Genomic DNA, 12,262 nt, shown 5'->3' with positions numbered 1-12,262 from the left:
ACTTTTAATCTAAAGATGATAACCATTTTAGGATGAAACATGTGACCGATAAAAAATAATAGATATTAACACATGAAACTTGCATTATTAACAATTGGTTTATTATTACTAGGTGTTGCCGGAATTGCAATTAAACTTTGGGCAAAAAAAGATGGAGAATTTGCAGGAACTTGCGCAAGTCAAAACCCTATGCTTAACAAAAATGGAGAAGCATGTGGTTTTTGTGGAAAAACGCCAGATCAATTTGATTCATGCGCTGAACCTCAACATCAGTAGGACTTCTCTCCTTTTATGATTACACTACTTTTTTACATTTTTATAGCAATTACTGCTATACAAGTCGTTTATTTTTCAGTTTTTGGTGTGTTCGCTTTTGCGAAGATCAAACATAATACGAAACAATACGACATTCCTATTTCCGTGATTGTTTGCGCTAAAAATGAAGCCGAAAACTTGAAGAGCCTAATTCCAGAATTACTTCAACAATCCTACAAAAACTTTGAAATTGTATTGATAAATGACGCATCTTCTGATGAAACCTTAGACATAATGGAAGGTTTTCAAAAAGAACATAGCAATATTAAAATTGTCAATGTAGAAAACAATGAAGCCTTTTGGGGTAATAAAAAGTATGCACTTACGCTTGGAATAAAAGCAGCAACACATAATTATTTATTGTTTACAGATGCCGATTGCAAACCTGCTTCCAAACATTGGATAACAGAAATGAGTCAGCATTTTTCAAGTTCAAAAAAGATTATTATTGGGTATGGCGCTTACGCGAAAAAGAAATACTCACTACTAAATATTTTAATCCGATTTGAAACAGTTATGGCAGCCATTCAAGCATTTAGTTATGCTAAAATAGGTATTCCATACACTGCTGTTGGACGCAATTTAGCATATCATAGAGATGAGTTTTATGGTGTAAATGGTTTTGTAAACCATATGAAAATACGTTCTGGCGATGATGATTTATTCATAAAAGACGCAGCTACTAAAAAAAATACTGCTATTTGTTTTTCAAAAGATAGCTTTACTATTTCGGAAGCAAAAACAGGATTCTTTGCGTGGTTTCGTCAAAAACGCAGACATGTAAGTACATCTTCGCATTACAAGTTTATTCATAAATTCTTATTAGGACTATTCTATACCTCACAACTATTCTTCTGGATTTTAGCTATTGTTTTACTATGCACATCTATGTGGCAATATGCACTTTGCATACTTGTATTCAGAATCATAATTCAATACTTTGTGTTAGGTTTCGCGGCAAGCAAACTAAAAGAACAAGACGTTTTATATGTACTGCCAATTCTTGAAATCTTTTTAGTTATCATACATTTTGGTATCTTTATCACTAATTTGACCTCAAAACCAACGCATTGGAAATAGCCGAAACGATTCTGAAAGCATACATTCAAAAAGCTAAACTAGGCAATCAAGTGGCTTTCAATTTTCTCTTAAATTCATTTTGGAATGATGTGTATGGATTTCAATTAAAACGTGTTCAAAACGAAAATGATGCGGAAGATATTACCATTCAAACCTTCTCGAAAGCATTTGATAAAATTGACAGCTATGATGAAAACTACAAGTTTAAAACATGGTTGATTACAATTTCCAAAAATGTTCATATTGACTTTTTACGCAAGAAAAAAACTTTAATCGAAACCACGCAAGAACAAGAAGAAGAAGTATATAGAATCATTGATGATGGTCCAACGCCTGAAGATAAAATTATTACAGAGCAAAATTTAGCCAAACTTTTACGTGATATCAAAAAGCTAAAACCACATTACCAAGAAGTGATCAATTTACGCTACTTTCAAGAGTTGAGTTACAAAGAAATTTCGGAGCAATTACATGAACCGATGAACAATGTAAAAGTGAAACTGTTACGTGCTAAAAAATTACTTGCAGAAATAATTCAGAAACAATAATGACTTCATTTCTTAAAAAACTAGGTCCAGGATTACTATTTGCAGGTGCAGCTATTGGTGTTTCGCATTTGGTAAATTCTACAAAGGTTGGTGCCGAATTTGGTTTTGGCTTGTTATGGGCTTTGTTATTAGTGAATTTATTTAAATATCCATTCTTTCAATTTGGACCTCGATATGCTGCCGCAACTGGAGAAAGTTTACTGGACGGTTATAAAAAACTTAGCAAAGGACTCTTAGTTGCCTATTTTATTTTATCATTTGCAACAATGTTTACCATACAAACGGCTGTTACTATTGTTACAGCTGGATTGGCTTCGCAATTATTTGGAATTGCCTTATCTATGGAAATTTGGAGTACTATTATTACAGCTATCTGTTTAGGAATCCTAGCCATGGGACGCTATACTATTTTAGATAAACTGATGAAGGTAATTATCATTACACTTACCATCAGTACTGTAATTGCAATATGTTTTGCAATATTTAAAGGAAATGACACCTTAAGCGCAGGACAAATTTTCCCATCAGAAATTGGCGGAATTACTTTGCTTATTGTGTTTATGGGTTGGATGCCAGCGCCACTGGACATTTCTATTTGGCATTCGTTATGGGCAATTGAAAAGAAAAATGAAACACAGAGTTTTACACCTAAAAACGCACTATTCGATTTTAACCTAGGATACTTCGTTACAATTGTATTAGGAATTTGTTTTATGGGATTGGGCGCGTATGTAATGTTTAATTCTGGCACTGTATTTTCGCCAAAAGGCGGTGTTTTTGCTTCACAACTCATTGATTTATATACACAGAATCTAGGAAGTGGTACTTACATTATTATTGCTATTGCAGCATTTACAACTATGTTTAGTACAACTCTAACAACATTGGATGCTTCACCTAGAGCAATGGCAAAAACGAGTCAGCTACTCTTTGGAAAATACATTAGACATAGTTACATTTTTTGGATGCTTATTTTAGTGATTGGAACAGTTCTAATCTTAACACAGTTTTTAGCAAAAATGAGTACATTAATTTATGTAGCAACAGCGCTTTCATTCATTACAGCTCCTTTTTATGCAATATCAAACTATATACTTATTACTAGTACACACACACCTAAAGAATGGCAACCCAATACTGTTTTACGAATTCTAAGTTGGGCGGGTATGTTTTTCTTAACAGGATTTTCGGTTTGGTATCTTTTTACTCTTTAGCTCTTGACTCTTAAAAATATCTTTTCCATGTGGAATTCCCATTGAAAAATCTTCAAATTGACAAAAAACAAATTAATAAATTGACGAACTACGAACAAGCATTTTTTTAAGAGATTCTTTGTATCTTTGCTGTTCATATTTTCAACGAATAGAATAGAAAATAGCTATGAGTATAGAAACAAAAGCAAGTGTGTTGCCTCCTAAAGGAAAACCGAAATGGCTTCGTGTAAAACTTCCAACAGGAAAGAAATATACAGAACTTCGTGGATTGGTTGATAAGTATAAATTGAATACCATTTGTACGTCTGGAAGTTGTCCGAATATGGGCGAATGTTGGGGAGAAGGAACAGCAACCTTTATGATTTTAGGAAATGTATGTACACGCTCATGCGGATTTTGTGGTGTAAAAACTGGACGACCAGAGACGGTTGCTTGGGACGAGCCTGAGAAAGTAGCGCGTTCTATTAAAATCATGAAAATTAAGCATGCAGTTTTGACTTCGGTTGATCGTGATGATTTAAAAGATATGGGAAGTATCATTTGGGCAGAAACGGTAAAGGCTGTACGCCGAATGAATCCTACGACTACCTTAGAAACATTAATACCAGATTTTCAAGGTGTTGAACGTCATTTAGATCGTATTGTAGAAGTAGCTCCAGAAGTAGTTTCGCATAATATGGAAACCGTACGTCGTTTAACGCGTGAAGTAAGAATTCAAGCAAAATACGATCGTAGCTTAGGTGTTTTAAAATATTTAAAAGATCAAGGAATCAACAGAACCAAATCAGGGATTATGTTAGGTTTGGGTGAAAAAGAAGAAGAAGTCATTCAAACATTACACGATTTGAGTGAAGCGAATGTAGATGTCGTTACGATTGGGCAATACTTACAACCAAGTAAAAAGCATTTACCTGTTCAGCAATTCATTACACCAGATCAGTTTGACAAATACCGCCGAATCGGATTGGACTTAGGATTCCGTCATGTAGAAAGTGGTGCATTGGTACGTTCGTCATACAAAGCACATAAACATATTGAGTAATTTTGAATGTTAAATTCAGAATTTTAAATTATAAATTTTGGCTAGTTGCTTTCGCTTCTAGCTTTTTTTTGACGCTCCACGTCATGCTGAACTCGATTCAGTAGCTCATCCATTTTTTTGAATAATTGCAAGACTTTATTTTCTCACCACGAATTCACGAATTGTTTTTTTAAACTTTCTTTTTATCACAACACCGAACGTCTCTTCGAGTGTTTTTTCGTTGCAAAGCAAAATGAAAAAAATGTACTTCAACAAGTTCAGCAGAACTAGCTAGAAGTGCTGTGACACTAATCGTTTCCAAGTACTTCTCGATACAATTCGCATGGGCGAATCACTTGAAGTGACGTTTATGCTTTCCAAGAAATATATTTTGATCTCAATAATGTTCGCAATGATATTCCTAAAATCGTGCATCATAAATCTACTTTAGGATATACAATACCTACTATGCAACAATTCTAAATATTAATTTATTAGTCTTTCGTAACACCATAACGCCTATTCAGAACATTTAAAAATTATGGAGTATCAAGTTATATATCTTTGTTTGAATTTATACATTTAGTAACCCCAATTCTATTTATTTAAAATATCCTACATATGCGAAAACTATTACTTTTATTCATTTTTATTACAGTAACAACTACCAATTATGCGCAAGGCATTTTTAATAGCTCTATACATACTGCCACTACCTTTGGGAGTGTAAATTCACCTGGAGGAGAACAGGTGCAAAATGTCATTGACCAAAATTCAAATACAAAATATTTAGATTTTAATGCCAATGATGGTATCGGTTTTCAAGTCGATATGTTAGGTGTTGCAAGTAGAGTCACTAGTATGGAATTTGTGACTGCTAATGATGCGCCTGAAAGAGATCCGACAAATTATCAAATTTTTGGTTCTAACGACGGGACCAACTTTACAAGCATTACTGCAGGCGTAATTCCATGTATTTCAACACGTCTTTCTTCAAGAACATTTTCTTTCCAAAATACAAATTCATATACACATTATAGATTAAATTTTACAGGAACTTGTAGCGCGTCATCAATTCTTCAAATTGCAGATGTGCAATTAATTAATTGCGATATAGCCATCAATACGCAACCTCAAGATGTAAGTGTTATTGAAGGCAGTGATGTTAGTTTTAATGTTGTAGCTTCGGGTACCAATAGTATGTATCAGTGGTACGGAGAAGGAGAGCTTATTACTAATAAAACTACTACTGATGGATTAGGGAATAATGTTTGTAGAGGAGTATACGAATCCAACGGCACTATTTATGCAGGTACATTTGGAGGTTTATCAATATCTACTGATGGAGGAACTACATTTACCAATAAAACCACAGCTAATGGATTAGGGAGTAATATCTGTTCAGATATATACGAATCCAACGGCACTATTTATGTAGCTACATCTGGAGGTTTATCGATCTCTACAGATGCAGGAAATACCTTTACCAATAAAACCACAACAGATGGATTAGGGAATAATAACTGTGCAGGGGTATACGAATCCAACGGTATTATTTATGTGGCTACAAGTGGTGGAGGTTTATCGATCTCTACAAATGCAGGAAATACGTTTACTACTAAAACCACAACAGATGGATTAGGAGATAATTTCTGTCGAGATGTATACGAATCCAATAGTATTATTTATGTGGCTACAAGTGGAGGTTTGTCAATCTCTACTGATGCAGGAAATACCTTTACCAATAAAACCATCGCTGATGGATTAGGGAATAATGGTTGCCTAGCAATATACGAATCCAATGGCACTATTTATGCGGCTACAAGTGGAGGTTTATCCATCTCTACTGATGCAGGAAATACCTTTATTAATAAAACCATCGCTGATGGATTAGGAAATAATTTCTGTCGAGATGTATACGAGTCCAACGGTACTATTTATGTCGCTACAGATGGAGGTATATCGATCTCTACAGATGGAGGAGCTACTTTTACCAACAAAACCACAGCTGATGGATTAGGAAATAATATTTGTAATGGTGTATACGAATCCAACGCTACTACTTATGTGGCTACAAATGGAGGTTTATCTATTATCAGCTCTTTTGTACCAATAGCGGGCGAAACCAACGCAACACTTACGCTAAATAATGTACAATTGGCAGACGATGGTGGTCAATACTTTGTAGAGGTGTTTAATACATCAACATGTAACGTGCAAAGTAACCTAGTTACATTAACAGTTGATCCTTGCGATATAGCCATCATGACTCCGCCTCAAAATGTAAGTGTTATTGAAGGAAGTGATGCTAGTTTTAATGTTGTAGCTTCAGGTACCAATGTTATGTATCAGTGGTACGAACCAGGAGAGCTTATTACTAATAAAACCACAGTTGATGGATTAGGGAGTAATGTTTGTAATGATGTTTATGAGTCCAACGGTATTATTTATGTGGCTACAAATGGAGGTCTATCGATCTCTACAGATGGAGGAAGTACGTTTACCAATAGAACTACAACAGACGGTTTAGGGAGTAATACTTGTAATGGTGTATATGAATCCAACGGCACTATTTATGTGGCTACAAGTGGAGGCTTGTCAATCTCTACAGATGGAGGAAGTACGTTTACCAATAAAACCACAACAGATGGATTAGGAAGTAATGTTTGTAATGGCATATACGAATCCAACGGCACTATTTATGTGGCTACAGTTGCAGGTTTATCGACTTCTACAAATGGAGGAACTTCTTTTACCACTAGAACTACAACAGACGGTTTAGGGAATAACTTCTGTCGAGGCGTATACGAATCCAACGGCACTATTTATGTGGCTACAGCTGGAGGTTTATCGATCTCTACAGATGCAGGTAATAATTTTACCAATAAAACTACAGCTGATGGATTAGGGACTGATTCCTGTTATGGGGTATACGAATCCAACGGCACTATTTATATTGGTACAACTGGAGGTTTATCAATCTCTACAGATACAGGTAATACCTTTACCAATAAGACCACAACAGATGGATTAGGCAGTAATATTTGTTTTGATGTATACGAATCCAACGGCACTATTTATGTAGCTACACCTGGAGGAGGTTTATCGATCTCTACAGATGCAGGTAACACCTTTATCAATAAGACCACAACTGATGGTTTACTTAGTAATGACTCTCAAGGGGTATACGAATCCAACGGAACTATTTATGTAGCTACAGGTGATATAGTTTTTGGTGGTGGAGGTTTATCTATTATCAGCCCTTTTACACCATTAGCAGGCGAAACCAACGCAACACTTACGCTAAATAATGTACAATTGGCAGACGATGGTAGTCGATACTTTGTAGAAGTGTTTAGTTCATCATCATGCAGTGTGCAAAGTAACCTAGCTTTCTTGAATGTTGATGCAACTTTAGGAGTTGACACCAATACTATCATTGAAAAACTGAGTCTTTATCCTAATCCTTCACATAATTTAGTAGCTATTACGGGGCTTAAAGAAAGTAAAGAGTATGTAATTTATAATATTCAAGGAAGTAATATTGTTCAAGGAAGTAATATTGTTCAAGGTAAGATTACAAACAATCAGCCTATCAATATAGAGAAATTACAATCTGGTGTTTATTTTTTAAAATTAAAAGGTGTAGAAAACGTTTTTAAATTTATAAAGTTATAACGTAGACTTATCAAGACATAACTTATCAAGTTCTTAAAGCACCATGATCCGTTAAAGAGCTTTGTAAAATAAAGAATTATAAATTTTAGGCTAGCTGCGCTTCGCTTCTAGCCCTTTTTTTTACGCTCCGTGTCATGACTAGACTCGATTCAGCACCTTAGTTACTGCTATGTGATCCTGAATCAAGTTCAGGATAACGACTGTGTAAGAACTCTAACATTCCAATATTTCAATTCTCAATACTAACATCTCATTACTAAAAAACTAAATCAACGGAATTTCATTCGGTTCAATATAATTATTCTGAATCGCGTAAATCACCAAACCTGCAATGTTTCTAGCTTCCGTTTTGATGAATAGATTACTTTTATGACCTTCCACAGTTCGAGGTGTAATAAAAAGTTTTTCTGCAATTTCTTTGGCTGTTTTTTGGAAGCAAATCAGTTTTAATACTTCTATTTCTCGTTCGGTAAGTTTATTTTTTTCAATTAAGGTTGGTTTTGGACTTTTATGTGATATTTGCTCACGCAATACACCCAATTGATCGTCCATAAAGTAAAATCCTTTGTCATACACTTCTCTAACAATTTCTAGTAATTGTACTGGCGAAATTCCTTTGGGTAAAAATGCAGAAACGCCCGTTTTTAACATGAATCCCATAAAAGAACGCTTGTAGTGTGAAGTCATTAAAATGACACCAATACTCGGATAGTTTTTCTTTAAAAACTCGGTTACTTCTACACCATTAATTCCTTTCATATTTAAATCTAGAATAATGATATCTGGCAATGCACTATCCGTCAATAATTTCTCTTTGAGCATTTCGCCACTATCTGCCGTATAACATACTTCTATTCCTTCTTGATTTCCTAAAAAGTCTTTTAAAAGAGATACAATTAATGCATCATCATCTACCAATCCGAGTGTTATTTTTTCCATAATTCTTTTTAGTTTTTAAATAGAAACATATTTGAAGTTCCTTTTCCTATGTTCGATTTTACTTTGTAAATTCCTTTTAGATACTGTACTCTAGTTTCTATATTTTTAGTTCCTAAACCTTTGCTATTGCTACCTGTATCATATCCTTTTCCATTATCACTTATATACAATGCCATGTAATTTTCGGTCTGTTTTAAATGTAATGTTACTTGTGTAGCTTCAGCATGTTTTACAATGTTAGTAATGATTTCCTGAATGATACGCGTAATCTGTACTTTAAAATCGTCCGTTTCGTTGGTATCGTGACGAATATCATAAATAGCCGTAATTAAAACATGTTGCTCCCAAGGATATAGTAATTCTTTTATTAACTCGGGAAGCTTAGTAAATTCAATGAGTGGCGGACTTAAATCATGCGAGATTCTACGAGCAATTGCGATACTATCATGCAACGCTTCAATTGTTTTTTGGTCTTTTTGTGTGATTTCTTGCTCCATTTTAATCGCCGTTAACTTTCCTATTAACGCATCATGAATGTCTGCCGCAATACGATGTCGTTCAATTTCTTGCGTTTTTATCGTTGTTTCAAGTAAGTTTTGCTGATAGGCTAATTGTGTCTTTGCTTCTTTTTCTTTTGCTTTTATAATTTTTTTAAAGATGGCGCGCACCAAGAAGATGATGACCGTTAGGAGCACCACTAAAAATATTCCCACAATAATGATCCAAAGAATTATTGTTTCGGGTTTCTGCCATGCTTCCATATAAAATAAGTTAAGTACGAATAAAATAATACAAGTAAAAAAACATGCGCTAATAAGACATATACTGCCAAATAAAAACCACCGTTTATTAAAAAGTTAATGGGCACTAAAAATAAAAATTCCAACGCAAAAAAACATAGAACGATACTGTTAAACGAAAAATAACGTGCCTTTCCTTTGACTAATTTCATTTCATCTTGTATCAATTCAAAGAAATACACTATCGTCATTATTACAATTAACAAAGGGGTTAACGCTTTTGCATATGGTTGAAATAACTCTACATTGTTTGCATTTAAATATATAGATTCTATCAGTGTATATGACACACCAATGACTGTTAAGATTCTGATGATTTTTTTCTTTTTACATAAGCTATCATAAATGTTAAAAAAAATGAGTAACTCAAGCAAACTTAGTGCTACATATAAAATTAAATTATTATTTAACAGTTCTCCCAAAACTCGAGAAAAAATATCTATTGCCAAGCTTCCCATTAAAAAATACAATAATAACTTAGTAATTTTATCTAATTTTTTATGATAAAAGATACCAACACTCGTACCAATAAATAGCACGAGTGGCGATAAGTAAGTCATTATTTCAGAAAATGTACTAAGTGTCATTATTATTCTCCTAATAGTGATAATATTCCAAAATTAGATACATCTGTTGAGGTATGATTCTCCTGTCCAAATGGAGGAACTGGTCGTGCCATATCTCTAAATTGAGGTCCAACACCTTCTGCTGTAGCTGTTTCTAATTCTACATTTAAAAATGTTCCAGTTACAGTATTTTTTACAACTAAATCCATTCTATTTTTAGTTGGAATTGATGCATTTGAATTAGGTCTTAAAGCGAAATAGCATTCATGTAAATTATCTACAATAAAATCATCTGTATGAATAACTAGTACTTGTGGCGCTTTCTGAACGTTCATTAACCAAGTATTACGCATTTTTTCATTACACCAATTGTTAATCCAGGTCATTAACTCTTCATTTCCAGTACCAGAAACTGTTTGTTGTGTTGCACTAATTGCTACAGGATAAACTCCTGAACCATAAATATTTTTATTCACAGGTAAATCAGAAGCTGACGGAATTACAAAGAAACTAATTTCATCATCACTAAGCGTCAGGTATATATGTAATCGTTCAGAAGATTTCATTTTTTCATCTAATGTCAATTGAAAATTATTTCCGCTTTTTTCAAACAAGGAAATAATTCCATCAATAGGTGACTCTTGTGCAAGTGCTTTCCAATTTTCAATACTGAGTTGTGGGTCTGAGAATCCAGCCATAATGTTTAGGGTTTTAAATTGAATAATTTGTTAGTAAATACTATTTCTTTCTCATTGTAAATGTAAAAAAAGCAACAAATATGAAAATGCGTAATTTTACGTATCTCATAGATACTGTAAATTTTACATATCTAAAAATTCATCTTGAATAATCTTTTCTGTTTAACAAAAATCGATATCTTTTTATGGAATTTTCTTTCATCATCATAGAATTTTACTGCATAATTACCAAAAAATATATTTTGATTAAAGTGTGATCTGTTAGTACTACTTCATTTCAAAAAATCTAATAATCTATCAAACTTACAATCCAACTAAAAACCGTAATTTTGCTTTTCTTATAAATACAGCATACACATGATTAGAATTGCTATTAATGGTTTTGGTAGAATTGGTCGAAACTTCTTTCGCTTACTCCTAAACCATCCGTCTATTGAAGTTGTTGTGATTAATGATTTGGCAGATACACGTACCTTGAGTCATTTAGTGAAATATGATAGTATTCACGGCGTGCTTCCGCAAGAAGTAAAACATACTGAAACTGAAATTTTAGTTGATCAAAAAAAATATCCTGTAACAAATATTTCTGACATTACGCAACTCAACTGGCAGCCATATGATATAGATTTTGTAATTGAAGCTACTGGAAAATTTAAAACAAAATCGTTATTAAATCATCATATTACCAATGGTGCTAAAAAAGTTATTTTAGCGGTTCCTCCACAAGATGAAGAAATTAAAATGGTGGTTTTAGGTGTTAATGAACATATTTTAGATGGTTCAGAAACCATTGTTTCTAATGCTTCTTGCACGACAAATAATGCAGCTCCAATGATGAAAGTCATCAATGAGTTATGTGGAATTGAACAAGCGTATATTACTACGATTCATTCGTATACTACAGATCAAAGTTTACATGATCAGCCACATCGTGATTTACGTCGCGCACGTGGCGCAAGTCAAAGTATTGTTCCTACAACTACAGGTGCTGCAAAAGCATTGACAAAAATATTTCCAGAGTTTTCAGATGTTATTGGTGGTTGTGGAATACGTGTTCCTGTTCCTGATGGTTCGCTCACGGATATTACATTTAACGTGAAAAAAGAAACTTCGATTAATGAAATTAATTTAGCTTTTAAAAACGCTTCTGAAACAAGTTTAAAAGGAATTTTGTCATATACGGAAGATCCAATAGTTTCTGTAGATGTAATTGACAATCCATATTCGTGTACATTTGATTCATTAATGACTTCTGTTATTGGGAAAATGGTAAAAGTTGTCGGTTGGTATGATAATGAAATAGGATATTCCTACAGATTAATTGATTTAATTCTATATATTTCAAATAAATAAGTATTTTTGAATAAATCATTACTTCATGGTGTTTAAAGTAAAACACATTT

11 protein-coding genes are annotated in these 12,262 nt (G+C 33.5%); 7 read left to right on the top strand and 4 right to left on the bottom strand.

Translation table 11 applies throughout. The features are described from left to right. Positions 1–72: 72 nt before the first annotated feature. The 6 genes from Q0828_RS19415 (at position 73) to Q0828_RS19390 (ending at position 7,856) form a co-directional block, all read left to right on the top strand. The gene (locus Q0828_RS19415) at positions 73–276 is read left to right on the top strand and encodes a membrane or secreted protein (protein WP_298425241.1); all 204 of its coding nucleotides are present in this window, start codon (positions 73–75) and stop codon (positions 274–276) included. A gap of 15 nt (positions 277–291) precedes the next feature. Then, positions 292–1,395 carry a glycosyltransferase gene (locus Q0828_RS19410; RefSeq protein ID WP_298425239.1) on the top strand — a complete coding sequence of 368 codons (1,104 nt, stop codon included), beginning with the start codon at positions 292–294 and terminating at the stop codon, positions 1,393–1,395. Further along, a complete protein-coding gene (locus Q0828_RS19405) occupies positions 1,386–1,943 on the top strand; it encodes a sigma-70 family RNA polymerase sigma factor (RefSeq protein WP_298425237.1) in 558 nt (185 codons plus the stop codon). The genes Q0828_RS19410 and Q0828_RS19405 overlap by 10 nt, the downstream gene beginning before the upstream one ends. Next, positions 1,943–3,157: a divalent metal cation transporter gene (locus Q0828_RS19400; RefSeq protein WP_298425235.1), complete on the top strand. Its 1,215-nt coding sequence runs from the start codon at positions 1,943–1,945 to the stop codon at positions 3,155–3,157. The genes Q0828_RS19405 and Q0828_RS19400 overlap by 1 nt, the downstream gene beginning before the upstream one ends. 166 nt (positions 3,158–3,323) lie before the next feature. Further along, complete coding sequence (gene lipA / locus Q0828_RS19395) at positions 3,324–4,199, top strand: lipoyl synthase (RefSeq protein ID WP_298425233.1); 876 nt, start codon at positions 3,324–3,326, stop codon at positions 4,197–4,199. A gap of 600 nt (positions 4,200–4,799) precedes the next feature. Then, complete coding sequence (locus Q0828_RS19390) at positions 4,800–7,856, top strand: T9SS type A sorting domain-containing protein (protein WP_298425230.1); 3,057 nt, start codon at positions 4,800–4,802, stop codon at positions 7,854–7,856. A 264-nt stretch (positions 7,857–8,120) separates the two neighbouring features. Here Q0828_RS19390 and Q0828_RS19385 read toward each other — a convergent pair whose 3' ends face one another. From Q0828_RS19385 to Q0828_RS19370, 4 genes are read right to left on the bottom strand one after another with little or no spacing between them, the layout of a single operon-like run. Then, complete coding sequence (locus tag Q0828_RS19385; protein ID WP_298425228.1) at positions 8,121–8,795, bottom strand: response regulator transcription factor; 675 nt, start codon at positions 8,793–8,795, stop codon at positions 8,121–8,123. 8 nt (positions 8,796–8,803) lie between these two features. Further along, complete coding sequence (locus Q0828_RS19380) at positions 8,804–9,556, bottom strand: ATP-binding protein (RefSeq protein WP_298425226.1); 753 nt, start codon at positions 9,554–9,556, stop codon at positions 8,804–8,806. Then, positions 9,526–10,182, bottom strand: a complete 657-nt coding sequence (locus Q0828_RS19375; RefSeq protein WP_298425224.1) for a hypothetical protein — start codon at positions 10,180–10,182, stop codon at positions 9,526–9,528. Before Q0828_RS19375 ends, Q0828_RS19380 begins: the two co-directional genes overlap by 31 nt. A gap of 2 nt (positions 10,183–10,184) precedes the next feature. Beyond that, the gene (locus Q0828_RS19370) at positions 10,185–10,859 is read right to left on the bottom strand and encodes a hypothetical protein (protein WP_298425223.1); all 675 of its coding nucleotides are present in this window, start codon (positions 10,857–10,859) and stop codon (positions 10,185–10,187) included. A 357-nt stretch (positions 10,860–11,216) separates the two neighbouring features. Between Q0828_RS19370 and gap the strand changes: the two genes are divergently transcribed. After that, positions 11,217–12,212 carry a type I glyceraldehyde-3-phosphate dehydrogenase gene (gene gap / locus Q0828_RS19365; RefSeq protein WP_298425221.1) on the top strand — a complete coding sequence of 332 codons (996 nt, stop codon included), beginning with the start codon at positions 11,217–11,219 and terminating at the stop codon, positions 12,210–12,212. Positions 12,213–12,262: the final 50 nt, after the last annotated feature.

Source organism: uncultured Kordia sp., from assembly GCF_947496985.1.
GTDB lineage: Bacteria > Bacteroidota > Bacteroidia > Flavobacteriales > Flavobacteriaceae > Kordia.
Note: the sequence above shows the minus strand (reverse complement) of the source record. Positions and strands in the feature narration are given on the sequence as shown.

Coding starts and splice junctions, on each gene's coding strand:
- Q0828_RS19415 (WP_298425241.1), top strand. CDS start 73: ATGAAACTTGCATTATTAACAATTGGTTTATTATTACTAGGTGTTGCC.
- Q0828_RS19410 (WP_298425239.1), top strand. CDS start 292: ATGATTACACTACTTTTTTACATTTTTATAGCAATTACTGCTATACAA.
- Q0828_RS19400 (WP_298425235.1), top strand. CDS start 1,943: ATGACTTCATTTCTTAAAAAACTAGGTCCAGGATTACTATTTGCAGGT.
- lipA (WP_298425233.1), top strand. CDS start 3,324: ATGAGTATAGAAACAAAAGCAAGTGTGTTGCCTCCTAAAGGAAAACCG.
- Q0828_RS19390 (WP_298425230.1), top strand. CDS start 4,800: ATGCGAAAACTATTACTTTTATTCATTTTTATTACAGTAACAACTACC.
- Q0828_RS19385 (WP_298425228.1), bottom strand. CDS start 8,795: ATGGAAAAAATAACACTCGGATTGGTAGATGATGATGCATTAATTGTA.
- Q0828_RS19380 (WP_298425226.1), bottom strand. CDS start 9,556: ATGGAAGCATGGCAGAAACCCGAAACAATAATTCTTTGGATCATTATT.
- Q0828_RS19375 (WP_298425224.1), bottom strand. CDS start 10,182: ATGACACTTAGTACATTTTCTGAAATAATGACTTACTTATCGCCACTC.
- Q0828_RS19370 (WP_298425223.1), bottom strand. CDS start 10,859: ATGGCTGGATTCTCAGACCCACAACTCAGTATTGAAAATTGGAAAGCA.
- gap (WP_298425221.1), top strand. CDS start 11,217: ATGATTAGAATTGCTATTAATGGTTTTGGTAGAATTGGTCGAAACTTC.